The sequence below is a fragment of the Deltaproteobacteria bacterium genome (assembly GCA_009692615.1).
GTDB lineage: Bacteria > Desulfobacterota > Binatia > UBA9968 > UBA9968 > DP-20.
The window spans coordinates 1-25085 of record SHYW01000079.1; the positions used below are offsets into that span (position 1 = coordinate 1).

Sequence of the window (25085 nt, forward strand, 5' to 3'; positions counted from 1 at the left end):
GGCGAGCCAGCCGGTGCTCGCCGAGTCGTTGCTGCCGCCGGTGGAACGGGCCGCCACCGGTGAAACTCCGATCGCCATTACGCTGGTGCATTACACTTACGTGTTCGGCCAGAAGGGCGCGCCGCTAGATTACGTGCGGCTGCCGCAGTTTCTCGGCGACGGTAACTACGTCGGCCTGGCCAACAAAGCGCCGCATACGAACGCCGGCAAGGCGTTCATCGACTACTATCTCGGCGGCGAAGGCATGACGATCATGGCCAAGTTGGGCGAGTTCGTAAACCGCAAGGGAATCTTCCCGCCGCTACAGGATGCGGAGAAACTTAAGTTCGTGCCGATGGACCGGCTCGACGCTAAGACTTACGCCGAAAAAAAGAAGGAGTATCAGAAGTTGTTCTTGCATTAGCAGGGTGCTGAAAAAAGTGGAACATGCTTCGACAAGCTCAGCATGAACGGATTTTCCTCAATGAGTTTAACCTCTGTTCCGTTCGTCCTGAGCCCGTCGAAGGACTCCGAAGGGTTTTTCAGCGCCCTGCTAGAGCAGCGGAAGAGGACAATTGGCCGCACCCTTCGACAGGCTCAGGGCGATCGGGACGCAAAGGGTGCAATAAAGTTCGATGTCGAAATTGCTGTTGGGCTGTTCGTTCTGATAAAAGTTGGCAACCGAAGCTGAACCGTTGAGGAGGAACAGGCATGGCGAAAATTACCGATCCGTGGGACCATCACGATTGGGATTCGCGCGATTACGTGCGCGATTGGGCGGAGCGCCAAGACGGTGGCAAGCCGCACCGCGAACCGGCCTTCGCCGTGCTCGCGGAAACCATGCCGTTCGAGAAAAACGCCTCGATCAAGTTTCTCGATATCGGCTCGGGCTACGGCGCGCTGGCGGCGTATCTGTTGACTCAGTTTCCCAATGCCCAAGCGGTTTGTCATGACGGCTCGGCGGAGATGTTGGCGCTCGGGCGCGAGCACTTGGCTCGGTTTGCCGGCCGGGTGCAGTTCATCCAAAGCGACTTGAGCCAGCCCGGTTGGAGTAAGACGCTTCAGGGTCCGTTCGATGCCGTGGTGTCATCCATCGCGATTCACAACGTGCGCGAGTACGAAACCATTCGCTCGATCTACGCGGAGGCTTTCATCGCACTCAACGCCGGCGGCTGCTTTCTCAACCTCGACCGCATGCGGCCGTCGGTGGGAGAGCAGCTGCAGTGGCTACGCGACGGCGGCTACGCCACCGTCAAGAGTTTCTGGGATGCCGGCAAGCGGGCGATCGTCGGCGGGTTCAAACGTTAGCGGTCTAGCGAAAACTTCCTTTACGAAAATGTTTGGACTCTGGCGGCCGTGCAGCGTGTCCGATTCCCCCTCTTTGGAAAAGAGGGGTTAGGGGAGATTTTCTTATTGTGGCTCCATCGTTTCAGATCGGGGCGCAATTGCTTTGAAGACCTCGCCCCGCCGCGCAACCAAATCCCCCTTAGTCCCCCTTTTCCAAAGGGGGAACAGAAACAGACACGCTTCCTGTCAGATCAGCTTCAGCGCTGTGCGGCGTTGGCTTTCAAGATAAACTCGTCGGTGAAATATTTTTCCGCGCTGCCGGTTGAAAGTTTGGCGGCGTAGAGCAGCGCGTCGATGTTTTTCTTGGTGAGGACGATGGAGTAGGTGTCCGCCGAGTAGCTAAGAGATTTACGCAGCACGGCGATGTCGCTGCCCGGTTCCTTCTTCGCCGCCGCGGTTAGAACTTTCTCGCGGTCGTTCTGAATCAAAGCCATTGACGATTTCAGCGCGCGCAACAAGGCGGTGATCTCGCTGGATTTCGTCTTGAGCCGTTGGCGGTGGGCGACGATGACGACGAAGGGAAATTCCGGCAGCGCTTTGCCGATCTCCATGATCACCGGAAATCCTTGGCGTTCCATCAAAACTGTTTCGGTGGCGGAGAAGGGCGCGGCCTGCACCACGCCGGTTTCCAGCGCGCGGACACGCGTCGGGCTGGTGCCGGCATAGAGCAGTTTGTAATCGCGGTCGCGCACCAAACCGTTGCGCGCCAACGCTTCGACGGTGGCGAATTCGGTGACGCCGCCGGAACCGGTAACGCCGATGACTTTGCCTTTGAGGTCGGCGAGTTTGTTGACGCCTTTGGCGCCCATCAACACTTGATCGATTTGCGCAGTGTGGCCACCGACGATGATCAAGTCGGCGCCGCGGCTGATGCTCGTGACCGCGGTGGTTCCCGCCATGATCGCCAGATCGACGTCGCCGCTTACGAGCGCAGCGATCACCACCGGCCCGCCGCGAATGTAGACCGGCGCGACTTCCAATCCCTCGCTGGCGAACATGTTGAACTCGCGCGCCATACTGAGCGGCAGAGATGTGTTCCAGGTCGTGGATGGATAGGCGATGGTGAGGGGCTTGGCGTCGGGTGAATTCACTGCGGCCAAGAATAGCAGCAACGTTGCGCAGATTAGCTTTCGGAGCGGCGCTGCATTTCCGTATCCGCCACACCGGCGCAGGCCGGTATCGATCTTCGATTGAATATGGCGAAAGTCCTGGATGCCGGCCTGCGCCGGCATGACGGAGTAAATAGATTTACTCATCTTCACTGTTGATCACCGCTTCGGAGCGATACCATTTTTTCAATGGCCGTCCTTCGGCGTACGCCATGACTTCACGTTCCCAGAGTTTGCGATAGAGCAGCAGGCCTACGTCGGCGCGAATCAAGCGTTCGCTCTTTCGTTCCGACAACGGTCCCTGACCGACTTGCGTGACGTAGTCTTGGATCCAGATCATGTTGGCTTTGTCGTCGCCGTCGATGTCTTGGATGCGCAGATCGCCGCGCAGGATCGCTTCGCCAAGTTCAATGTAGGAGCGGCCGATCTTACCGCCGCGCGCGTCGTGGCGTAGGCGATATTGTTTCATCTTTTCCGGGCCGGCGCTTTCGTACATGATATCGACCTGGAAGCTCCAGTGATTGTCGTCGTCGATGGGCACGCGCCAGGTGAGATGGCTGCGGTGTTGCTGGCGCGGCGATTTGAAGCAGGTCATGTTCGGCCAGCCGCGTTGGTTGGTGTGCACCCAGCCATTGGCGAAGGTCGAACGGATATCGATGCCCCAATCGGTCTCTTCGGCGTCGACTTTGACCGGCACTTCCGGCGGCTTGTTGGCGAACAGTTCGGACTCGCGGTGGGCGAAGGGAATATGCACCGGGTCGTTTTCCATGTTGATGACGAAATTACAGGCCCGCGTGTATGCTTCAACCCACAGCTCGCCGCCGGATTCAAAATCGGGATAGCGGGGAAATTCCGGCGCATCGCCTTCACCGATGTAGGCGAAGATCAGCCCCAAATATTCGCGCACCGGATAGGTGCGCAGCCGCACGCTTTTAGCTGTCGCTTCATCTTCCGTCGGCACTTCGACGCATTGGCCGCTGCCGTCGTATCTCCAGCCGTGAAAGCGGCAACGAATCGTGTCGCCCTCGACCCAGCCGACGGAAAGTTGCAGGCCGCGATGGGCGCAGCGGAACGCCGTCAGATGCGGCGTGCCGCTCTCACCGCGATAGAGCGTAAACTTCTCGCCGAGAATCTGCACCGGCTTGGCCCAGCCGGATTTAAAATCGGCGGCGATGACTATCGGATGCCAAAGCGTGCGCATGTAGCGTCCGCCGAGATTGTTCGGTCCGGTGCGAAAGAGTTCGATGAGGTCGGGCATGGAAATATCTCCGCTTGCGGCATTGTCTTTAGCTAGGCTGTGTATCTTGCGCCATTCGAGCTGTCAATGTTTTGCCTTGGTCAAGTCAATGACGCCGCGAGGGAAGTGGATTACCAACTTAAATTGGTTGAGAAAGTTAACTCCAAGCAGTCCATCGACGCCGCTTTCAGCGGGAAGGTCGTGGCAAACGACTTCTAGGCCGAAAACTTTTTGTCCGATCGCGGTGACGGAATGAACGGTAACCGACGGGCGTATTCGATGCCGCTTCCAGTTATGATTCGTTGACGATAGAGAAGGGGGTTGGCTGGATCGTATCCGAGCCGGGTTAAGACATCGGTCGCGATGATCGTGTGGCTTGCTCCTGTGTCGAGTACCACGGGAATGACCGCGGATATAGCGCCGTCGGCGGACGCGACGACTAGGTCAACGATAATCGACTTTGCCGCGGGATCGTAGACGACGCGCGCCATCAGAATAGGACGCCGGTATCCCGCGGCAGTTGGCCGGTGTAATGGATGCAGAAGTTGCCCTTGAGTTCTTTCAGTGCGCGGTGAATGTCGTCTCTATTTTTGCTGTTCGCGACAACGCGTCCCTGGCGAAGCGTGGTGGAAGCGTCGAGTTTGTAGTCGCTCAACAGCAGCCACTGATCGGGGAACTTCTGTTTCATTTTCTCTTTGGTCACAAGCGCGCTTTTGGCCATGAGCATTGCCCTCATCAGGTCGAGGTTCGATTACAATTGCAAATATAGGTTCTTTGCCGTGCACGGGCAACGGCCGGTCGTTTACTTGGCAGGATAGTATTTCTCCATCAAATTCTTCACGCCGGCTTTCGCGCAGGCCTCGTCAAACATCTTGCGCACCAGCAAGTCTTCATCTTCATACTCAATCTGATTGCCGCCGATCTTCACGTCGACGTCGGCTTTGCCGCGGCCTTCGCCCCACATCTCGTGGTATTTTTGGCTGCCCCAGCGCAGCGCTAAGTAGCGCACGGGTACCGAGCCGGAATTGAAATGTTGATGAAACCAACCGCCAGGAGGGACCACCAGACTGCCAGGTTTCCAGTCGAAGCGTTTGATTTCTTTGCCGCGCGGCCAGAGGAGCGAGTAGCCAGTGCCGGCGAGGATGATGACATGGGCGCCGGGACCGTGGAAGTGGGCTTTCTTGTAGCCGCCGACGGCGAACTGGGAGATGTGACCGCAGAGCGTGTTCTCCGATAATTCCAATCTGACTTGCGAGCCGCCGCCGCCGCGCTCTTTCCATTCGAGTAGTTTTAAATTTTTCACATCGGCGACGAAGTTGGTGTTCCAGGTTCTGCCGGAGTACCAGGTGCCGGGGTTGCCGAAATAATCTTCTTGGGATTGATAGCGGTCGTGGAAGACGTAGGGGCAATTGAAGATAAAGTCGGTGTTATGGATCAGATTCATCATGCAGGGCGCGCTGGTGACGGCGAGTAAGCGCGCCGGCTCGCTCCCGTTGCCATTAAAAATCTCGTGCCAGGAATTTAACGGCGGCGAGAACAGCGAGCCTTCTTGCCATTCAAACGTTCTCTTCGGTTCGCCTTCATTCCACACCGTCGCTGCACCGCGGCCGCTGATGACGTAGATCAACTCCTCGTACATATGTTTTTCCGGCGTCAAGGATTTGCCCGGCGGAATTTCACAGATATACGCGTCGTTGGTCTCGCCGGTGCCTTCCAAACACAACCGCACGCCCAAGCCGCCGGTGCGCGGCCATGGTTTGAGCGGTACTGTGGCGATGTCGTCGACGAAAAAACTCTCCACCAGCGGGATGCCTTCGCTGTCGACCCATTTTCGATAGGTGCCGCCGGCGCCGAACTTCTTGTAAAACCCTTCGCGCTCAAGTTCGTCGATAATGCTCTCGTCGACAAAGTTGGCGAGATTGGGCTCGCCTTTGACCTCGCTGGTTTGGCGCACCAGGTCGAGAGTGTTGGCGATGCCGCTGCGATCGATGCGCGGCGGCAGTGAGAAGTTCGGACCGTAAAAATTATGGGTCTCTTCGAGAATCGTCAGGTCTTTTTGCTTGAGGCGGCTGGCGTAGATCTTGATCGCCTTGTCGCGGTTGGTTTTGAATTCAAAAATACCTTCGCTATAGGCGCGGACGAATCGTTTCACGATGTCGCGTCTGCTCGTCAGATAAGAGCGGCGCACCATGATCAATGTTTGCGGAAATGCTGCGTTCAAATCGCCAAGGTTAGCGAGAATGCGCAAACCCGCGCGGGTGGCGGCGACGGTTTCGGGCGGCGACAGCACCGTGGCGTCGATGTTGCCGGTCATCAACGCGGCGAACCGTTCCGGCGCACCGCCGGCGGCGAGTATCGTCACGGCGCTGCGCGGGATGTTCCATTCCATGAGCGCCAGAGTGACGCCGAGGTCGTTGGAGCCGCCGAAATTGACAATGCCGAGTTTCTTGCCGATGAGGTCCGCCGGCGCGCGCAATTCCTTGCGCGCCACCACGCTCAAGGGCAGTTTGTTGTAGGCGGCGGCGATGATTACTACATCACCACCGCGCAGGAATGCCGCGAGCGGCGCGGTGGCGGAGCCTTGAATGAACGGTACGCTGCCGGAAAGCAACGCGGCCATGCCGCGGGCACTGCCGGGGATCAGGATCAACTCGCCGTTCAGTCCGTGTTTTTCAAATAGGCCGAGGTCTTTAGTTGCCCAGATGGCGCCTTGAAAGCCGGCGTGGCCGTCGTAGCCGACCAGGATTTGTTCTTGGGCGGTTAGTTTCAGTGGCGTGACGAGAACAATCAGTAACAAGAACAGGCGTTCGAGAATGAATTTCCTACGGCAAACTGATTTGTTCGGCTGTTCACGGCTACTTTCGGAGTCCTTCGACAGGCTCAGGACGAACGGACGCAGATTCAATCTCATAAAAAAGTTGTCGATCATACTCCGGCTCGTGCCGCTTCTTGCAGAGACGCTTGCAGGATCGCGCCGTGCAGGTCCATGGAGGTGAGCGCGCAGTATTCCAGTGTGTAACCCGGTCTCACCTCGGCGCCGTTTTCGAGCAAGCGCTGCAGGACCATCTTGCGGAAGCTGCCATGGCCCATGATGCCTTCATGTTCACGGGTGTCGGCTTCTTCGTGCAAAGAGAAATAAGCCGCTTGCTCGGCGCTGAGACCGTAGTGGGTGGTTAGCGCGGTGAATACTTTGCCGGCCCAATGGCCGAATTGCTCTTCCGTTGCGCCGGCGGCGTAGAACTCGGCCACCGTGCCTTCCCAAACGATGGCGCGAAAATAATCGATCTTGGCGCGGAACTCGGCGAGCATCGGCGTGACGAACACTTCGTCTTCCGAAATTCCCAACGCTTTCGCGGTTTCCAAGACGACGTGGACGTGGCCGGGCGGTTTGGGATGGATCAGTTCGTCGGCGAGTTTTTCCGCCATCGCCGCCATCAGGTCGCGGTGGCGGCGGAAGAAGTGAATGTGTTTATGATAGGACGCGCACTCCAGCGAGTTGATTTCGATGGTGTACGCCGCCCAGTTTTGAAAAAACACGCGGAAGGCTTTCATCGGCAACTTGCCGGCAACCAGCTGGCGCATGAATTCCGACTGGGTGACGCGCTCGTCCCAGCGTTGCGCGACTTTGCGGTACAAATCGTCGACGAAAGCTTGGGCTTCACTGGGGCTGAGTTTGAGGTTCATGGTAATTATCCAATGCTGCGATTGTTTTTTTTCACCACGAAGGACACGAAGGTTTCGAAAATATTATTTTCTGAACTTCGTGCTCTTCGTGTCCTTCGTGGTGAATCCATCCGTTTCAAGTAACTGCTCAAAATTTCAGGCGCACTTCGACGCCGCGTTTGGCGCACTCGTTCACGAAGGTCTGGTGTATCTCCGGGTCTTGGTCTTGGTAGTCGATCTGCGTGCCACCGGAGGCTTCGACTTCGAGGGTCTTCACCAGATCTTCCACTTGATAGGTGAAGCCCCAGGGCTTCAATGCGAGGTAACGCGCCGGTTCTTTGCCTGGATTGAAATGTTGATGAAACCATTTCGCCGGCGGCGCGAATAGGCTGCCGGGTTTCCAATCGATGCGCTGACGGTTTTTGCCGGGCTCCCAAAGAAGCGAGTAGCCTTCACCGGAAAGAATCAAAATATGCGCGCCGGGTCCATGCCAATGGGCGCGTGGGTAGGTGCCGACAGGATACTCTTCGATATGCGCCGACATCGTGTTGGCGGCGAAGTGGAGCAAGATGCCGCGCGCGCCTTGGCCGCGAGCGCTGTGGTCCAACAATTTGAATCCCGGAACGTCGGCGATGAAGTTGGAATCCCAGGTGCGATGCGCTGTTACTTCCTGGCCCTTGCCGCTAAAGTAGCCGTCTTCGCCGCCGAAGCGGTCGGTGAAAGCGAATGAGTTATTCAGCACGAAGTCGAGATTGCGAAAGCGATTGATCATTACCGGCGCGTCGGTGAGCGCGATGAAGCGCGCCGGTTGGTCGCCTTGGGCGTTGAAGTGCTGGCGCCAGCTGTTGAGCGGTGGCGAGAACATGCTGCCTTCTTGCCATTCGAAAGTTTGCTTGCGACCGCCGTCTTGCCAGACCGTGGTCGCGCCGCGGCCTTTGACGACGTAGATCAGTTCTTCGAAAAGGTAGCGCTCGGCGTGGGTCTGATTCTGCGCGGCAATTTCACAAACATAGGCGTCGCAGCTCCTTCCGGCGCCAAGCATATTGATGAACGCGCCGGCGGCGCCTTTGCGCTGCCACGGACCGAGCTTTATCGTGCGCAGGTAGTCGATGGCGAGGCCGGTGTAAATTGGTATGGCTTCTTGTTGCTGCCAGATTTCGTAGGGCGTCTTGTCCGAGTACGCGGCTTGTTTGGTTAGATCGATGCTTACTTAGATGCCTCCGTGTCGATGGAGTGTTGCTGCCAAGGCTGGAAGAGAGTTTTCACCACGAAGGCACGAAGAGCACGAAGTTCGGAAAAAATTATTTCCGAAACCTTCGTGTCCTTCGTGCCTTCGTGGTGAGTATCCGAACTCTTCTTCCTTCGGCTAGCCCATCAGCTTGGAATATTTTTCGCGCAGCTTGGCGTAGCGCTGGCCGCCTTCGGTCGCGGCTTTGCGGAAATCGTCCGGCATATAATTGTAAGGCGGCCGGATCGGGCCGGTCTTGCAGTAGCCTGACGCGGCCATCAAAACTTTTTCCAGTTGAATGTTGTACGAGGCGAAGATTTCTTGCGAGCCGGTGATGGCATGGTGCGGTTCGTTGGCCCAGGCGATGTCGTCGGCAACCGATTTGGCTTGGGCGGCGTTGCCGTCAGCCAACGCTTTCATCAGCGCGATGGCGACTTGCGGTCCGACCGACGGAATCCAGCAAGTGGTTTGTGACGCCGGGGAGATTTGCGCGAACTCGTAGGCGAGGCCGACGGGTGGCAAGAAATTGACCTTCCCTTTGCTCGCGGCGACCGACTCTTTCAAAATGTTTTTGCTTGAGAATTTTGCCGACATGACGGTGGGCGCCTTTTGTACCACGCCGGCCCAAAAGTCGACGCCGAAGTCGAAGCGGAATGCGCGCGGGTTGGCGTAAACCATGATTGGAAAATCGGGAAAGGTTTCGGCCACGTCCGCGTAAAATTTCACGGCCATTTCAACGTTGGCCGGCTGCCACATGGGAATGCCCAAGAGCGTGCCAGTCGCGCCGCGTTCTTTGACGAATTTAATTCTGCGGGCGATCTCGTGACCGCCGAGCGCGGTGGTGCCAACGAAAGTCGGAATCCGACCGCGCACGGTCTTCAGCAAGCAGTCGACGTAAGCTTCGTAGTCAGCTTGCGAAGTCGTCGCGCATTCGCCCATGGTGCCGAGCGCCATGATGCCATTGACGCCGTCGCGCACTAGTGCTTCGGCGAGACGCGCGGTTTCGTCGAGGTCGACAGTGTCGGTCGCGTCTAATTTTTCGGCACCAGGCTTTGCCGGCGTCGGCATAATCGCCAACGCGCCTTTGAGTTCTTGAGCTGTGATCATAGTTCCTCCCGTAAATGTAGCAACATGTTTATCTCTAAAAACTATTCTTTTCCATATGCGACCAATTCAATTGACCGCTTGCCACCTTTGCCGCTTTTGAGCGAGGAATCATAAAGATATTTTATAATGCTTTTCGTTTGCGGGCTGTAATAGTAGGTAAATTGCCAGGTCCCATACCCGCCATCATAATCGACCCGCAATAATTTCACAGAGTCAAATTCTCCCGCTTGCACTGCAACTTTTTCCATACCAAGAGCACTTGTTTCAGCTTGAAACCGCAATTTCCCTTCTCGGTCTCGCTGGCCCACAAGCACTATTTCGTATTTACATTCTTTTTTGTTGCCCATTGCTAAAGGAAAATCTAGAAAGCATTCTCCTCCCCCGTAAGCAGTACCTTTACCAAAATGCGATAGAATCGGCCCTGATCTTATTTCTTGCATAGTGTCTTTAATATAGATATTAAAGACACCACTTTTATAAATTACTTTATAGTCGCCGATCAAAGCACTTGAAGACGAGCTAATCCAGTCCCATTCCTTTGCTCTGAAAACCCAATATTCACCATCTTCAAATACCGGCGCTTGCACAGGCTCGCTTGCAAAAACCATGTTAATAAAGGAACCAAAGAAAATGACCAATAATAATGTTAAAAAACTCTTAAAATACTTCATTTCTTATTCTCCTCTAAACTCTATAATGAGTGAGCAAATTGTTGACGAGTGATTCGTTTGCGTCTTAACATTTCCGGTGCGCGCGTGGCAATAACTTCTTTCTTTTGCACGGTCTTTGTCGGGGCAATCTCCTGTGGTCGTCCGTGCTAACGTTATGTTTCGCCGGAGGGCAGCCACGTGGGCCTGCCCCTACAATTTGGTGACGATTCGCTCGGTCAATAAAATTTCTTTCGGCGTCACCTTCGCGCGATAAGGCAACGCCTCGACTCCCGCTTTGATCGCCCGGCGCAGCCAGCGGCCGTATTCTGGGTCGATCTCATCGGCGGGGCGAAAGGTGTCGCAATCGCTGCGTTGGATGACGAAGACGATGGCGGCGCGATGGCCCTGGCGTTTGAGGCGCATCAGTTCGCGCAAATGCTTAGTACCCCGTTCGCTGACGGTATCGGGAAACGCCGCGGTGCCGTTGGTCGCCAGCGTGACGTTTTTGATTTCGACGAAGCAGTTGCCTTTTTTCCCTTCGAGGCAAAGGTCGAGGCGGCTGTGGGCGCTGACTTTGACTTCGCGGCGGATGGTATCGTAGCCGCGCAATTCTTCGATGATGCCGGCTTCGATCGCTTCGGGCACGAGTTTGTTCGGATGCATGGTGTTGATGCCCACCCAAGTATTGTCGGCTTTGATCAACTCCCAAGTGTAGAGCAGTTTGCGATTTAAATTTTCGCTGCGCGAAATGTAAACCGCGCTGCCGGGTTCCTTGCAGCCCATCATGCTGCCGGTGTTGGTGCAGTGGGCGACGACCAGTTCGCCATTATTCAGTCGAACGTCGGCGAGAAAACGTTTGTAGCGTTGGACAAGCGTGGCGCGGATGAGCGGGGATTTGAAGCGCATGGGAAAATGTATAGCCGATATGACCGGCGATTAACATGCGCTCAATGAGTGGGACTAATTTGATTTCGTTGCACTCCGATTGCCCGAGTAGCGCGTAGCGCGTATCGAGGGTCCCTCGCTACGCCACGCAGAGCGGCTACTCGGGGAATCGGGTTATATTCGCTACATTGCCATGCTTTGTTGCACTGCCGGTACGCCTTTGTTAGGTATCAATGAACAGCTTCTTGATTCGGGAGATTTCATGGCTAAGCGAGAGTTGAAATACGTCGGTCACAATGTCGCGCGCGTGGATGGCGTGGAAAAGGTCACGGGCCAAGCGAAATTCGTCGGCGACATCGCCGTGCCGGGGATGCTTTACGGCAAGATTTTGCGCAGTACCTATCCCCATGCGCAGATTCGCTCCATTGATGCATCGAAAGCGGAAGCGCTGCCCGGCGTTGTTGCCGTGCTGACGGCGGCGGATATCGCCGATTTGAATCCGATTTATAACGGCCGGCCGGTGATCGCGATGAACAAAGTGCGCTACATCGGCGAGCCGGTGGCGGCGGTGGCGGCTGAAGATTTGGCGACGGCGGAAGAAGCGTTGGGGTTGATCCAGGTCGACTATGAAGAGTTGCCGGCGGCTGTGGGCATCGAGGCGGCGATCAAGCCGGGCGCGCCTTTGGTTCATGACGACCAAGCCGGCAATATTGGCACGCACGAAAAGATCAATCGCGGCAACGCCGACGAAGGTTTCGCCCAGTCGGATGTCATCGCCGAAGATCACTTCACTTTTCCGATGGTCTATCACTATGCGATGGAGCCGCACTCGGCGATCGCCCACTACGATGTCAACGACGAGATCACGGTCTGGTCTTGCGCGCAGCATCCGTTTCAAGTGCGCGGCGATATTTCCAAAGTTTTCAAAGTGCCGGCCGCCAAGGTGCGGCTGATCATCAACTATTTGGGCGGCGGTTACGGCAGCAAATCGTACACCAAGTTCGAGCCGTTGGTGGTCGCGCTGGCGCGCAAAGCGAAGCGGCCGGTGCGGATTTGCAATTCGGTCGGCGAGTCGATGGTTACGGTTCGGCGGCACGGCGCGCGGGTGCGGATCAAGACCGGCGTTAAACTCGACGGCACGATCATGGCGCGCGAGGCGGAAATTTATCTCGACACCGGCGGTTACGACGACAACGGCCCGCAGGTGACGGCGCGCTCGGCGACCCGCGTGATCGGTCCGTACTGGATTCCCAACATTCGCACCGACGCTTATCAAGTTTACACCAACACCGGTTCGGCCGGTTCCTACCGCGCCATCGGCGCGCCGCAGGTGATTTACGCCGGCGAGTCGCAGATCGAAATTCTCGCCGCCAAGTTGGGCATGGACCCGGCGGAGTTGCGGGCGAAAAATTTGCTCAAGCGCGGCCAAGAGCTCCGCCCCGGTTTGAAAGGCATCGATGCCAATCTATCCGCGAGCTTGAAAACCCTGGTGCGAGCGAGTCATTGGAAATCGTCGTTCAAGAAAAAGAATGCGGCCATCGGCATGGGCTGCGCGGTCACCAACGCCGGCGCCACGCCGGTTTCGGTGGCGATGATTCGCATGCAGTCCGACGGCGTCGCCAACATCGCCGCCGGCAGCACCGAGATGGGCCAGGGTGTGCGCACGACGTTGACGCAGATCGCCGCCGAGGAGTTGACCCTGCCGATGGAGCAGTTCCGCATGCTCGGCGCCGATACCAAAGTCACGCCCTACGATAGTTCGACGGGATCGAGCCGCTCGACGACGTTGATGGGCACCGCGGTGCAAAAAGCCGCGCGCGATTTGCGCCAACAGTTTATTCAGATCGGCGCCCAGGCGATGGGCGTGAAACCGAAGCAGATTCAAGTCGCCGACGGCGCGCTGGTGTGCGGCGAGTCGCGGCTGACGTTTAAAGAAGCTTTCGAGCGCCGCTTTGGCAAAGGCTCCGGCGGCGAGCTAATCGGCCGCGGCGAAGCTGGACCGGAGATTACCAATAACCAGCTGCCGGTTTTTTGGGAAGTCGGCATGGGTGTGTCCGAGGTTGAGATCGACCATGAAACCGGCGCGGTAAAATTAAAAAAGTTTATTTCCGTCGCCGATGTCGGCAAGGCGATTCATCCCGAGCATTGCGTCGCCCAAGAAGAGGGCGCGGCGATGCAGGGCATCGGCCATACTTTTTTCGAGCAATTGATTTACGACAACGGCCAGTTGCTCAATCCCAATTTAGTGGACTATCGCATCCCGACTTTTTCCGAAGTGCCCGAAGAGTTCCACACCGAGCTGGTGGAAAACGGCGACGGCCCCGGCCCGTTCGGCGTGCGCGGCATGGCCGAAGGCGGGATTCTTTCGGTCGCGCCGTCGGTGTGTAACGCGATCCACCGGGCCACCGGCGTGCGCATCACCGACCTACCGCTGACGCCGGAGCGGGTGTGGCGCGCCTTGCGGGACGCCGGTAAGTGAATTTCGCACTGTCAGTTCATTAATCGTTATCTTGCTCTGTTCAAGTGATTTATTTCTCTGCAACGATTCGGAGTCTCAATGATATCTACGACCGATCTTCCCAGTTTTCAAATTCGCGCCGCGACTAAAGACGACGTCGCCGTGATCCTTTCGTTCATCAAAAAGCTCGCGGACTATGAGCGTTTGTCGCACGAAGTTGTCGCGACGGAAGCGGGGCTGCGCGAGACCTTGTTCGGCCGGCGCCGCACCGCCGAGGTCGCCATCGCTTACTATAAAAAGGCCCCGGTGGGTTTCGTATTGTTCTTTCACAACTATTCGACCTTTCTCGGCCAGCCGGGAATTTTTATCGAAGATCTGTTCATTGAAGAGAATTTGCGCCGGCGCGGCTTTGGCGGCGCGTTGTTGCACCATGTCGCCAAGGTGGCGGACGAGCGCAACTGTGGGCGGTTGGAGTGGTCGGTGCTGGATTGGAACGAACCGGCGATCAATTTTTATAAGAAACTTGGCGCCATGCCGATGAGCGAGTGGACGACCTTCCGCATCACTGGGGCGAATCTGAAAAAACTGGCGCGGGATTAGTTTTTACCGACAACTTTTATTGACGGCTTGAGTTGGGTTGCGTCGCTCTGAGCGGTGTGGTTACTCGAGCGGTACCGTGATACGGATTTCAGTGCCGCGGCCGGGTGCGCTTTGCAGTGACAATTCGCCGCCGATTTTTCTAATTCTCTCGCGCATGCCTTTGAGCCCGTAGTGGCTCGTGCCTTCGGTGGCGGCCACGGCGAAGCCGACGCCATTGTCGCGCAGTTTGGCTTCGCAAACGTTGCGGTTCTGGGCGAGCGATAGTTGCAACTCGGTCGCCCGTGAGTGGCGAATCGCATTGAGCACGCCTTCGCGCAAGGCGAAATAGAGTTCGCGCTCGATGGGCGTCGGTAAGTTGTGGTTGGCGATGGCGCATTGAAAATCGATCTTGAAGCCGGCGCGGGCGCTAAAGATTTTTAACTCCTCTTTGAGCCGCCGTTCCAGAGAGCCGGCCTGCAACTGGTCATCGAGTTGATTTTCCGAAAGGATGTTGCGGATCTCGGTGATGCTGCGGTCGAGATTTTCTTCCACGGCGGCCAATTCGGCTTTGAGTTCATCCGCGCCCAAATCGGCTTGACGGTAGCAGCGCTCGATGCGCAGACGGGCCGTGGATAATAATTGCAGCGCCCGGTCATGCAGCTCGCGGGAAATTCTTTGGCGCTCTTCCAACACGGCGGCGAGAACGGCGTCGTTGGCGGTTGCCGGTTTGGCTTTGGCGGAGGCGCTGGATTTCATAGGGGTGGTCTCAACTAGCGGTATTGTACGATAGTTCCGCTAGAATTGCATGTCAAATTTTTCCATTCTGGGTCGCTTTTGACCCCTCGGCCATGTGGCACGGTTAACTTTACCGCTGTCTTGCGTCGGATGGCGCACTCTAGCTTTCATCGGCAGGACACGAATGACGGTTTAGCCTTTTAGATGGCGGTGAAAAAAATCGCTGGTTCGCGGCCAGGCTTGGGCTTCGGCCTGGGGCCGGTGGCTCTCCTTAGTGTCGTCCATGAAGGCATGACCGGCGTCGGCATAAGCGAAAAATTCATGGAGCTTGCCATGCTTGAGCAGTTCGGCATCGAGTTTCGCGCGGTCTTCCGGCGCGGGATTTTTGTCGTCGTTGCCGAAGTGGCCTTGCACCGGGCAGCGAATTTCCACCGTGCGTTCGAGAGGCGACGGAATGTCGCGACCCCAGGCGCGTCCGGTGTTGCCGGGGTAAAAAGTCACCGCTGCTTTGAAATCGGGGATCGCCGCCGCCATGAGATAACACACCCGGCCGCCCATGCAGAAGCCGATGATACCGATGCGCTTGGCGTCGACAGTGCTTTGCCGTTTGAGAAATTCCACGCAGGCGCCGACATCGCCGGTGACGCGGCGATCGCTCAAGCGCGTGCTGCGCGTGCGCAGGTCGTCTTGGCAGTTAGGCCCGTCGCGATGATAGAGATCCGGCGCGGCGGCGACATAGCCCTGCTCGGCCAGTCGGCGCGTCATGGCTTGGATAAACTCGTCGACGCCGCTCTGGTGTTGGATCACGACGATCGCCGGAAATGTTCCCGCGCCTTCAGGCGCGCTCACATGTATCGGCATCGGATTGCCATCGGATTCGGTTTGTTGCCACGTTGAAATAGCTGAAGTCATTTGAGTGCTCCTAATTGCTGTCGTGAAATGCCTTGTCTTATTTTTTTAGGTTAACCGAGACGGCTGATAATCTCTTCTAGGCTGGCGATGTGCTTGGGCGCGTTCTGGCTTGCTGCTTGCTGGCGATCGATCAGCAGCCCGGACAGGCCGGCGTTTTCGGCGCCGTGTAAATCGTTGTCTTCATCGTCGCCGACATGCAGCGCCTGTTCCGGCCGCAACCCGTGCCGGTCCAGGGCGGCGGCGAAAATTTTTGGGTCCGGTTTGGCGTAGCCGACGCGGCTTGAGACTAAGATGGTCTCGAACCTTGATGCGATGTTGAGGCCGTCGAGAATTGACAGCAGACGCGAATCGAAATTTGAAATCACCGCGAGGGTGACGCCGCGCCGCTGGAGCGCCGATAGCGTGGCGAGGACTTCCGGAAAAAGCGTCCAAGCGCTGGGCTCGGCAAAATAGCCGAACAGCTCGTCGAAATAATCGTCGAAGTTGTCGAAAGGGCCAAAGGGTTCGAAAACTTGGCCGACAACTGTTTTCCACCACTCGCGTTCGAGCCCGGCAATCTCGTCCGGCGCGGCGTTGGCAAAGGCGAGGCGCGGTGCGGCGGCGAAACAGCTGCGAAAGCGTTCGAACAGATCGCTCGGCACAACCGTCTTGCCATACTTGGCGGCGATGGCGGCGTAACTCTCGCCCACGCGTCTCGTCGGTTTGATCAACGTCCCGGCGGCGTCGAAGTAAACTGCCTTTATCCTCGCGTTGCTCGGAAACTCAGATTTCATATTTCAGATTTCAAATTGCCGGATAGCACGCTTGCGGCAACGATGTTCGATTGCATGAACGGTAGCATCCTTTATAATCGAAATCGATGGAGAAAAACGCCGCATTGGTGATCGTCGATGTGCAAAACGATTTTTGCCCGGGCGGCGCTTTAGCGGTTGCCGATGGCGATCAGGTGGTGCCGGCGCTCAATGGTTACATAGAGCGTTTTGTCGAGGCGGGGCTGCCGATCTTCGTAAGCCGCGACTGGCATCCCCTTGTGACTCGCCATTTTAAAATTCACGGCGGTCAATGGCCGGTACATTGCGTGCAGGGAAGTTTCGGCGCGGAGTTTCATTCGGCGCTTAAGCTTGTCGGTGGTACGACGATTGTCTCCAAGGGAATGGCCGCGGACGCCGACAGTTATTCCGCTTTTGATAGTGTCGATGTTTGCGGCATCGGTCTGGTGGAGTTGCTGCGCGCGGCTCACGCGACCAAGATTTTCGTCGGCGGCCTCGCCACCGACTATTGCGTCAAACAAACAGTACTCGACGGGTTGAAGCTGGGATTCGCCGTGGCTTTGCTCGAAGACTGCATTCGCGGCGTCGATCTCGCGCCGGGCGATTCCCACCGGGCGGTGGCCGAGATGGTGGGAGCCGGTGCCGCGCTGCTCGGCGATGTTGCCGAATTGCCGCTCTGACCGCGCGCCGCGGTTGCCGCCAATGGGGTTCTAGTGTTTAATCGATGCATGGAAGTTTTTTCCGAGGGTCAGTGTGAGTGATAAATTTTCCTACGGCGCGGAGCTTGCCGTCGCCGAGCAGGCGGCGCGCGCGGCCGGCGTTGCCGTCATGGCGGTGTTCAAAGGCAAGTTCGACGTGCGTGAGAAGAGCAAGAACAATCCGGTCACCAGCGCCGATCTGGAAGCGAACCGGATCATTCACGAAGCGATCGAGAAAAATTTTCCCGCCGACGGCTGGCTGTCGGAAGAAGATCAAGACGACGCGCGGCGCTTGAGCCTGTCGCGCGTCTGGGTGGTCGATCCCATCGACGGCACTAAAGAGTTCATCGAAGGCGTGGACCAGTTCGCCATATCCATCGGCTTGGTCGTCGACGGCCGGCCCAAGGTCGCGATTGTTTTCAATCCGGCTAAAGAACGCTTCTACCAAGCCGCGGCCGGGCAGGGCGCCTTTCTCAACGGCGCGCCGATTCGCGTCAGCGTGCGCACTGAGATCGACGGCGCGAAGTTACTGGTGAGCCGCTCCGAGCCGGCGAAGCGCTTTCAAGTGTTTGTCGACCGTTGCGCGATCCGCCCTGTCGGCAGCATCGCCTATCGTTTAGCGAAGATCGCCGGCGGCGACGGGGACGGCACGCTGACCTTTCGCAATATTCACGAATGGGACATTTGCGCCGGCGTGCTGTTGGTCGAAGAGGCGGGCGGCAAAGCGGTCGACGGCGACGGCAAGCCAATGACGTTCAATCGCCAGTCGCCCAAACATAAAGGCGTGGTCGCGGCCAATTCAAACTTAACGGCCGGCTTGCAAGGCTTGTGGGCGGCCGCGGCGGCGGCGCCGCGCTGATGCGGTATTGAGACTGTTATGCGCCAATGCGTTTATTGTTGCGAGCGCGCCGGCTTGTTCGGCCGAGTTTGCGCCGACTGCAAAAAACTTTTAGCCAAAGTCGCCGAGCTGCGCGGCAAAGTGAGCTTTGGTCAGTTTCTCGACGGCATGGAGAGCACCGGCATCGACAAGGAAAAAATTCTAAAATTCATTCAAGCCGACCCCGACGGCAAAGGCAGCGTGCAGGATCAAGTGACCGCGGAGATGACCAGCGAGCTGATGCGGGTGATGGGCATCTCGGGCCGGCAAACCGCCGACGGCGTCAAACGCATTCGCACCCTCGTCGACAAAGATTCCGACTGATTCGATTCCTTAGCCATGGTCATCACGATCTATCTTTCGGTGATCTTTCTGGTGCTTTATCTGGCCGCGCTGGCAATTCACCGTTGGAAATTCTGGCGCGACAAAAAATGCATGCAGGAAGAGAGCCGCGAGGGCGGTCGGGTTATCGCGCGAGTCGGCGACCTCCAGCCGGGCGCGGTGAAAAAATTCTGGCTGATCTGTCAAAAGTATCGTCTCGATGGATTTCTGATAAACGACCAAGGCAGCTACTACGCCTACGTCAACCGCTGCCGCCACATGCCGACGCCGCTGGATTTCGTGCGCGACGAGTTTTTGAGCGACGACGGCCGCTTCTTGCAATGCTATACTCACGGCGCGCTGTACGCGTTCGCCACCGGCGAGTGCGTCTCCGGCCCGTGCAAAGGCGAGTCGCTCTATCGCTTGCCGGTGCGCGTCGATGGCAGCGATGTCTTGGTCGGTTGTCCCGAGGGCGATTTGAGGCCCATGGGAGAATAGAATAGGATAGGTAAAACTTATGGCTGGAAAGAAAAAACCGGCGGGGAAATTGGTCGCCGCTGTGGGCGAGCTCGAACATGGCACGAGCAAGAAGTTTACCATGCGCCGCGCCGGGCGCGATCTCGAAGGGTTGCTGGTGAATTACCACGGCGATCACTTCGCTTATATCAACCGCTGTCCGCATACCGGAATTACCCTCGACTGGGTCAACAATCAGTTCTTCAGCTCGGATAACCGTTATCTCATGTGCGCGACGCACGGCGCGGTTTTCGAGCCGCCGTCGGGTGAATGCGTCTGGGGCCCCTGCGTCGGACTGTCTTTGCAAAGCATGCCGATTGAAATCGACGACGGCCAAATCTACGCGCGCCTGCCCGGCGCCAGCGACGACGCTTGATATGGATTGTTCCAAGGAAACATCATGAGCGACTGTTTATTCTGTAGCATCGTCGAGGGAAAGATTAAGGCGAATATCGTCTATCAAGACGATGTCGCGCTAGCCTTCAAAGACATCGCGCCCAAGGCGCCGGTGCATATTCTGATCATTCCGCGCAAGCATATCGTCAGCGTGTCGGATATTGGCGAGGCCGATCGCGAGTTGATCGGTCGGATCTTTCAGGTTGCGGCTCGGCTGGCGCGCGAGCAGGGCATCGTCGACAGCGGATATCGCGTTGTCGTTAACTCCGGGGCCGACGCCGGTCAGAGCGTTTTCCATCTGCACTACCACTTGCTCGGCGGCCGGCAAATGAGCTGGCCACCCGGTTAAATCTCACGATTCATCAAAGCAGCTTGGGAGGACTATGGCCACTTTAGAATGGCGCAGCGAAACCAACGAGATGGCGGTGCAGCAGTTCGATGTCGCCGCCGCGAAGCTCGGCATCGATGCAAATCTGTCGGCGCGCTTGTGCCGGCCCGACCGGGCGTTGATCGTCAGCGTGCCGACGCGCATGGACGATGGCCGGGTGCATGTCTTCACCGGATACCGCGTGCAGCACAACGACGTGCTCGGTCCGTTCAAAGGCGGCATCCGCTATCATCCGGCGGTCAATCTTGGCGAGGTCTCCGCGCTCGCTATGTGGATGACCTGGAAATGTTCGTTAGTCGGTTTGCCGCTGGGCGGCGCCAAAGGCGGCATCGCCTGCGATCCAGCAGAGCTGTCGCGTCATGAATTACAATCGATGACCCGCCGTTTCACCGCCGAGATTTTGAACTTCATCGGCCCGGAGCTGGACATTCCCGCGCCCGACATGGGCACCAACGAGCAGACCATGGCGTGGATGATGGATACTTATTCGCAGCATAAAGGGCATGCCGTCCCTGAAGTCGTTACCGGCAAGCCGGTGGCGATTGGCGGGACTTTGGGCCGGCGCGATGCCACCGGCCGCGGTGTCGTGTACACGATCATCGAGGCGGCGAAACATTTGAACCTGGATCTGTCCAAATGCACGGCGGTAGTGCAGGGCTTTGGCAACGTCGGTTCGGTGTCAGCTAAAGAGCTTACCACTGCCGGTGTCAAAGTCATCGGCATCGCCGACCGCACCGGCGGTTTTGTCGATACCAAAGGCTTGCCGGTGGAAAAACTGCTCGAAGTGGCGGACAAAAATCACAGCCTCGACGGCTGTCCGTACGGCGACAAGATAACCAATGCGGAATTATTAGAATTGAAGTGCGACATCTTGGTGCCGGCGGCGATGGAGATGCAAATCACCAAAGACAACGCCGCGCGTATTCAATGCCGACTGCTGGCTGAAGGCGCCAACGGTCCGACCACGCCGGAAGCGGATGCGATTCTGCGCGACAAAGGCATATTTCTCATTCCCGACATTCTCGCCAACGCCGGCGGCGTCGTGGTGTCGTACTTTGAGTGGGTGCAGGATCTGCAGAACTTTTTCTGGACCGAAGACGAGGTCAATAAAAAGCTCCGCGATATCCTCGTCAAGGCGTTTCACGAAGTGCTCGACATGAGCCAAAAGCAAAAGGTCGACATGCGCATGGCCGCGCTCATGATCGGCATCGAGCGCGTCACCAAAGCGATGCTCTGGCGCGGGCTCTACGCATAAATCGATCCGTCGCGTCGTGTCGCCGTTGGAGCCGCATTGAAGCAGCACCGAGAAACTGCTAACAATTTTATACTTTTTAGTGGAAGGTATGGGCTAGAATGGTTCAAGCGACTCAACTGCGACCGGGGATGATTATCGTTCACGAAGGCGACCTGTTCCGGGTTACCGCCGTGCATCACTTGACGCCGGGCAACAAGCGCGGCTTCATGCAAACTAAAATGAAAAATATACGCACCGGAATCGGTACGGAATATAAATTTCGCTCTGAAGACCGCGTCGATCAGGCGATCATGGACAACCGGCAAATGCAGTACCTCTACGCCGAAGGCGACATGCATACGTTCATGGACACGCAGAACTACGAGCAGGTGTCGTTGTCGGCGGAAGATATCGGCGGTCTACTGAAATTTTTATTGCCCAACACAGTGGTCGGCATCGAGTTCCATGACGAGAAAGCGGTGGGCATCAATCCGCCGTCAAGCGTCGATCTCGAAGTGGTCGACACCGAACCGTCGATGAAGGGCGCGACGGCGAGCGCTTCCTATAAACACGCGAAGTTGGAAACCGGCGTGACGGTTCTGGTCCCGCCCTTCGTCCAGGTCGGCGACAAGGTGCGGGTCAATCCAGTAGACGGCACCTATTTGGAACGGGTTAAGTAGCTTGGAGCTTGGCGTAGACTTCGCGAACTTGCCGTTCGAGATCTTCTAAGCCGGCATTATTTTCGATCACGAAATCGGCCCGACGCCGCTTTTCTTCCAGACTCATTTGCGCGTCGATATGTTTTTGCGCCGTCGCGCTATCAAGCTGGTCGCGTTGTTCTAAACGCCGACGCTGGACCTCGACATTGCAGGCCACCAGAATCACCGGCCGCAGCCCGTCTTGCAGATTTCCTTCGAAAAGCAGCGGCACGACGTAGATGACGCCCGCGACGCCCGCTGCGCGGTGTTCGCTGATTCGCTGCTCCGCCAGGGCGCGGACCCGCGGGTGGATGATCGCTTCAAGCTGTTTGCGCGCGTTGGGATTATTAAAAATGATCGTGCGTAGCTTTTGCCGGTCGAGGGTGCGGTCTTCTTGCAGCACTTCCGCGCCGAAGGTCGAGACGATTTCTTGCCACGCCGCTTGGCCGGGCTCGACGACCTCGCGCGATAACACATCGGCATCGACGAGCGCCGCGCCGAGGCGCTGGAAAATATTTGCCACGGTAGTTTTTCCAGACGCGATGCCGCCGGTTAAGCCAACTAATTTCACGTCTCAGTAATTGCAAAATCGCTAGTGGCTTTCAAGCAAAGTGGCTAAAATGAATGGAGCTTGAGAATTCGCGGGAGAATCCAACATGGCCCAAGTGATTATTTACACGACCAACTATTGTCCCTACTGCACCGGCGCTAAAGCGTTGTTGCGCGCCAAGAAGGTCAAGTTTGAAGAGATCGACGTCACCCACGATGCGGAGAAGCGCGCCGAGATGGAGCGCTTGTCGCAACGCTGGACGGTGCCGCAGATTTTCATCGACGATGTGCCGATCGGCGGATTTGACGATATGCAAAGCTTGGATGACCGCGGCGAACTCGATCGCTTGCTCGGGACAGCGAGCGAATAGTCCCGCGATTTCGAGCCTGATTGGAAGAATTATACAATCGAGAAAAGTAAAAAATTGGAGGCGGCGAGCGGATTCGAACCGCTGAATCGAGGTTTTGCAGACCTCTCCCTTAACCACTTGGGTACGCCGCCCTCGGAGAAATAGCTAACATGATCTATTCGCGACATGCAAACCAGACGCAAAAATATTGACTTCCCGAGGGAAAACCAGTAATTCATTTAAGAGCTTAGGGGGAGTTTATTCGATGGCAACAATGATCGCCAGTGATTGTATTAACTGCGGCGCATGCGAGCCGGAGTGTCCGAATAACGCGATTTCGCAAGGCGATCCGATTTTCGTCATCGATCCGATTTTATGCACTGAGTGTGTCGGCTTTCACGACTATGAAGCCTGTGCCGCAGTTTGTCCGGTGGACGTTTGTATCACCGATCCGAAAAATATTGAAAGTGAAGAGGCGCTGATCGCCCGCGCTCGTACGATCCATCCGGAAACCAATTTTGGCGACAGCTTCCAATCACGATTTCGCAAAGGCTCGACCGCACCGGTAGCAACTGCCGTAGCGCCAACTGCGCCAGCGGTTGGCGCCGCGCCAGTTGGGGCGGCAAAACCGGTGGCCGCTGCCGCGGCGGCTAAGTTGCCGCCGAAGGTTGCAGCGCCAAAGCCCGTGGCTCTCAAACAGGAACCGCGCGCGAAAAAGACTTTCACCAATGAAGTGGCGGGAAGTTTCGCCGACGTCTCAACTCAGTTCACCACCGGCGCCGGTACTTTGACTGGCCTGCCGCGGCTCGCCGCGATTCTCCTACAACCGGTCATCGGGGCGTTTCCGCATCGCTTCAAGAAACGGCTCGAAGTGGCGCTGCAAAGTTCGTCATTTACCGCCGCGGGCAGCACGGCGCTCAATATCGTTCATAACGCCGTGCTCTATCCCATGGTGGCGCTGGTGATTATCGCCGTGGCCGCCGGCCCCGATAAGCCCGAGGCGATTTTTAGCCGCGACACGAATATCTGGGTCTTGGTTGCGTTCGTGCTGGCGGCGACCGAAGGAATCTTTCGCTTAAGAGACGGCATCTTTCATGCGAAGCCGGCCGATGAGATGAAATTTCCAGGGGCGATCTATGGCGGCCCACTCAGCTTGTTCGCTGAATCATTTTTCGCCAAACACTTGGGCTTAGTCAGAGAGTTGCCGATTCCGGTGGACGGTTTCTATTCCGGCGGCTTCGTCGATAAGCTCGAACGGGAACGGCGCTACGGCAATGTTTACACCGTGGAGGACCGGGGCGGCGCCTATCTCGTGCGTCTGGAGTTTCCTCGCTGGGTGCCGGAGATCGGCGTTGCGCGCCGCGATCAAATGCCTGATGAAATGCCCGACTACGATTATGATCTAGCGCTTAAAGATGGACAGTTGGTAGTTAAGGGCAAGTGTCTAGATGAAAACGTGCGGAAAATCTCCTCCAGCGTCGGCGCCTTTCCGCCGGAGTTTACCACCATCATTCCTTTCCAACAGCGAATCAGCGGATTCGCACACCAGTTCGGGAATAAGCTCCTCGAAGTGATGCTGGTAAAGGCTTAGCTGGTTGCGTAGGCGAGCAGTGATCGATAGCGAATCTAAAACGAAACCGAATCCGATGGAAAAGCCACAGGGTCGCGAAAGCACCTGTGGCTTTTTTGCGTCTGGCGAAAACCTGCGCTTTCGGCCGATGACGATGGCTGACATCGATGAGATTATGGTCATCGAGCGCAGCGCTTATCGCTTTCCTTGGAGCCAAGGTTTCTTTCTCCAAGAGCTTCAAGTGACTTGTGCGCGCTCGATCCTGGCCGAAGCCGACGGCAAAATCGTGGGCTATGCTCTCTACTGGCTGCTGCCGGAGATGATCGATATCCACAATCTTGCCACGCACATCGATTATCGCCGGCGCGGTATCGGGCGCTTACTTCTGACCCAAATTTTGGCCCAGGCATCGGCTCAACTTATTAGTCGAGTGACACTTGAGGTTCGGAAGTCTAATTCACCAGCGCAAAGGCTTTATGAGTCCTGCGGTTTTCTCACCACGGGAGTCCGAAAAGGCTATTATTCGGACAACGGCGAAGACGCCCTAGCGATGACCTTGGATGTCCCGCACATCGGCTAGAAACTGATGTATGGGATGAGCTTTCTCGCTATTCGTGCCAGATCGATATTACATATCTAAAGCATTGAAAGAATTATTCTTTCATGGAATCTTCACAACCCTGTCGTGGCAACGTCAATATGTCATGTTAACAGCAACGCGATTATGTCAGGGTAGTGCGTTGGGTTGAGGTCGTAAGTTAGAAACCTGGCCATAGCGGAACCCCACCTTGTTGGAGTTGGTTCGATATAGGCGAAGTGTGTGCGTCGT

The 25085-nt window shown here is 56.9% G+C and carries 28 protein-coding genes and 1 tRNA gene; 14 read left to right on the forward strand and 15 right to left on the reverse strand.

Annotation, left to right across the window (positions count from 1 at the left end; translation table 11 throughout):
- Positions 1 to 690 precede the first annotated feature (690 nt).
- A complete protein-coding gene (locus EXR70_17475; GenBank protein MSP40282.1) occupies positions 691 to 1287 on the forward strand; it encodes a class I SAM-dependent methyltransferase in 597 nt (198 codons plus the stop codon).
- 236 nt (positions 1288 to 1523) lie between these two features.
- Here EXR70_17475 and EXR70_17480 read toward each other — a convergent pair whose 3' ends face one another.
- From EXR70_17480 to sfsA, 10 genes are all read right to left on the reverse strand, one after another.
- On the reverse strand, positions 1524 to 2582 hold the full coding sequence (locus tag EXR70_17480) for an ABC transporter substrate-binding protein (protein MSP40283.1): 1059 nt from the start codon (positions 2580 to 2582) through the stop codon (positions 1524 to 1526).
- Positions 2575 to 3693, reverse strand: coding sequence for a hypothetical protein (locus tag EXR70_17485; protein MSP40284.1), 1119 nt, complete (start codon positions 3691 to 3693; stop codon positions 2575 to 2577). The genes EXR70_17480 and EXR70_17485 overlap by 8 nt, the downstream gene beginning before the upstream one ends.
- A 194-nt stretch (positions 3694 to 3887) precedes the next feature.
- Positions 3888 to 4163 carry a hypothetical protein gene (locus EXR70_17490; protein ID MSP40285.1) on the reverse strand — a complete coding sequence of 92 codons (276 nt, stop codon included), beginning with the start codon at positions 4161 to 4163 and terminating at the stop codon, positions 3888 to 3890.
- Complete coding sequence (locus tag EXR70_17495; protein ID MSP40286.1) at positions 4163 to 4393, reverse strand: hypothetical protein; 231 nt, start codon at positions 4391 to 4393, stop codon at positions 4163 to 4165. Before EXR70_17495 ends, EXR70_17490 begins: the two co-directional genes overlap by 1 nt.
- Before the next feature lie 81 nt (positions 4394 to 4474).
- Positions 4475 to 6601 (reverse strand): cupin domain-containing protein, encoded by a 2127-nt coding sequence (locus EXR70_17500; protein MSP40287.1) that lies wholly within the window; start codon positions 6599 to 6601, stop codon positions 4475 to 4477.
- Positions 6598 to 7356 (reverse strand): hypothetical protein, encoded by a 759-nt coding sequence (locus EXR70_17505; protein MSP40288.1) that lies wholly within the window; start codon positions 7354 to 7356, stop codon positions 6598 to 6600. The genes EXR70_17500 and EXR70_17505 overlap by 4 nt, the downstream gene beginning before the upstream one ends.
- A gap of 127 nt (positions 7357 to 7483) precedes the next feature.
- Positions 7484 to 8377, reverse strand: coding sequence for an ethanolamine ammonia lyase-activating protein (locus EXR70_17510; protein ID MSP40289.1), 894 nt, complete (start codon positions 8375 to 8377; stop codon positions 7484 to 7486).
- A gap of 324 nt (positions 8378 to 8701) precedes the next feature.
- The gene (locus EXR70_17515; GenBank protein MSP40290.1) at positions 8702 to 9670 is read right to left on the reverse strand and encodes an aldolase; all 969 of its coding nucleotides are present in this window, start codon (positions 9668 to 9670) and stop codon (positions 8702 to 8704) included.
- Positions 9671 to 9711: 41 nt separating this feature from the next.
- Complete coding sequence (locus EXR70_17520) at positions 9712 to 10341, reverse strand: hypothetical protein (protein ID MSP40291.1); 630 nt, start codon at positions 10339 to 10341, stop codon at positions 9712 to 9714.
- 189 nt (positions 10342 to 10530) lie between these two features.
- Positions 10531 to 11226, reverse strand: a complete 696-nt coding sequence (gene sfsA / locus EXR70_17525; protein ID MSP40292.1) for a DNA/RNA nuclease SfsA — start codon at positions 11224 to 11226, stop codon at positions 10531 to 10533.
- 172 nt (positions 11227 to 11398) lie between these two features.
- Here sfsA and EXR70_17530 point away from each other — a divergent pair, with 172 nt between their 5' ends.
- Both EXR70_17530 and EXR70_17535 read left to right on the forward strand, forming a co-directional pair.
- Complete coding sequence (locus EXR70_17530) at positions 11399 to 13684, forward strand: xanthine dehydrogenase family protein molybdopterin-binding subunit (GenBank protein MSP40293.1); 2286 nt, start codon at positions 11399 to 11401, stop codon at positions 13682 to 13684.
- Positions 13685 to 13762: 78 nt separating this feature from the next.
- On the forward strand, positions 13763 to 14263 hold the full coding sequence (locus EXR70_17535) for a GNAT family N-acetyltransferase (protein ID MSP40294.1): 501 nt from the start codon (positions 13763 to 13765) through the stop codon (positions 14261 to 14263).
- Between the two features lie 60 nt (positions 14264 to 14323).
- On the opposite strand, the gene EXR70_17540 is transcribed toward EXR70_17535, so the two are convergent.
- The 3 genes from EXR70_17540 to EXR70_17550 form a co-directional block, all read right to left on the reverse strand.
- Entirely contained in the window at positions 14324 to 14998 is a 675-nt protein-coding gene (locus tag EXR70_17540; protein ID MSP40295.1) for a sensor histidine kinase, read from the reverse strand.
- 171 nt (positions 14999 to 15169) lie between these two features.
- Positions 15170 to 15889 carry a dienelactone hydrolase family protein gene (locus EXR70_17545; GenBank protein MSP40296.1) on the reverse strand — a complete coding sequence of 240 codons (720 nt, stop codon included), beginning with the start codon at positions 15887 to 15889 and terminating at the stop codon, positions 15170 to 15172.
- Between the two features lie 50 nt (positions 15890 to 15939).
- Positions 15940 to 16662, reverse strand: a complete 723-nt coding sequence (locus EXR70_17550; protein MSP40297.1) for an HAD family hydrolase — start codon at positions 16660 to 16662, stop codon at positions 15940 to 15942.
- Positions 16663 to 16748: 86 nt separating this feature from the next.
- On the opposite strand from EXR70_17550, the gene pncA reads away from it, so the two are divergent.
- From pncA to efp, 8 genes are all read left to right on the forward strand, one after another.
- Entirely contained in the window at positions 16749 to 17339 is a 591-nt protein-coding gene (gene pncA / locus EXR70_17555; protein MSP40298.1) for a bifunctional nicotinamidase/pyrazinamidase, read from the forward strand.
- 73 nt (positions 17340 to 17412) lie between these two features.
- Entirely contained in the window at positions 17413 to 18216 is an 804-nt protein-coding gene (locus EXR70_17560; GenBank protein MSP40299.1) for a 3'(2'),5'-bisphosphate nucleotidase CysQ, read from the forward strand.
- A gap of 18 nt (positions 18217 to 18234) precedes the next feature.
- Entirely contained in the window at positions 18235 to 18558 is a 324-nt protein-coding gene (locus tag EXR70_17565) for a hypothetical protein (GenBank protein MSP40300.1), read from the forward strand.
- 111 nt (positions 18559 to 18669) lie between these two features.
- On the forward strand, positions 18670 to 19053 hold the full coding sequence (locus EXR70_17570) for a Rieske (2Fe-2S) protein (protein ID MSP40301.1): 384 nt from the start codon (positions 18670 to 18672) through the stop codon (positions 19051 to 19053).
- 19 nt (positions 19054 to 19072) lie between these two features.
- On the forward strand, positions 19073 to 19447 hold the full coding sequence (locus tag EXR70_17575; GenBank protein MSP40302.1) for a Rieske (2Fe-2S) protein: 375 nt from the start codon (positions 19073 to 19075) through the stop codon (positions 19445 to 19447).
- A 24-nt stretch (positions 19448 to 19471) separates the two neighbouring features.
- On the forward strand, positions 19472 to 19816 hold the full coding sequence (locus EXR70_17580) for a histidine triad nucleotide-binding protein (GenBank protein ID MSP40303.1): 345 nt from the start codon (positions 19472 to 19474) through the stop codon (positions 19814 to 19816).
- Between the two features lie 70 nt (positions 19817 to 19886).
- Positions 19887 to 21110: a Glu/Leu/Phe/Val dehydrogenase gene (locus tag EXR70_17585; GenBank protein MSP40304.1), complete on the forward strand. Its 1224-nt coding sequence runs from the start codon at positions 19887 to 19889 to the stop codon at positions 21108 to 21110.
- 98 nt (positions 21111 to 21208) lie between these two features.
- Positions 21209 to 21769: an elongation factor P gene (gene efp / locus EXR70_17590; GenBank protein MSP40305.1), complete on the forward strand. Its 561-nt coding sequence runs from the start codon at positions 21209 to 21211 to the stop codon at positions 21767 to 21769.
- Here efp and EXR70_17595 read toward each other — a convergent pair.
- Complete coding sequence (locus EXR70_17595; GenBank protein ID MSP40306.1) at positions 21762 to 22358, reverse strand: dephospho-CoA kinase; 597 nt, start codon at positions 22356 to 22358, stop codon at positions 21762 to 21764. The two genes, efp and EXR70_17595, sit on opposite strands and share 8 nt — an antisense overlap.
- An 85-nt stretch (positions 22359 to 22443) precedes the next feature.
- Here EXR70_17595 and grxC point away from each other — a divergent pair, with 85 nt between their 5' ends.
- Entirely contained in the window at positions 22444 to 22707 is a 264-nt protein-coding gene (grxC, locus tag EXR70_17600; protein ID MSP40307.1) for a glutaredoxin 3, read from the forward strand.
- 55 nt (positions 22708 to 22762) lie between these two features.
- Here grxC and EXR70_17605 read toward each other — a convergent pair.
- Positions 22763 to 22838, reverse strand: a tRNA-Cys gene (locus EXR70_17605).
- A 113-nt stretch (positions 22839 to 22951) separates the two neighbouring features.
- Here EXR70_17605 and EXR70_17610 point away from each other — a divergent pair.
- Complete coding sequence (locus EXR70_17610) at positions 22952 to 24277, forward strand: YfhL family 4Fe-4S dicluster ferredoxin (GenBank protein MSP40308.1); 1326 nt, start codon at positions 22952 to 22954, stop codon at positions 24275 to 24277.
- A gap of 55 nt (positions 24278 to 24332) precedes the next feature.
- Entirely contained in the window at positions 24333 to 24836 is a 504-nt protein-coding gene (rimI, locus tag EXR70_17615; GenBank protein MSP40309.1) for a ribosomal-protein-alanine N-acetyltransferase, read from the forward strand.
- Positions 24837 to 25085 lie beyond the last annotated feature (249 nt).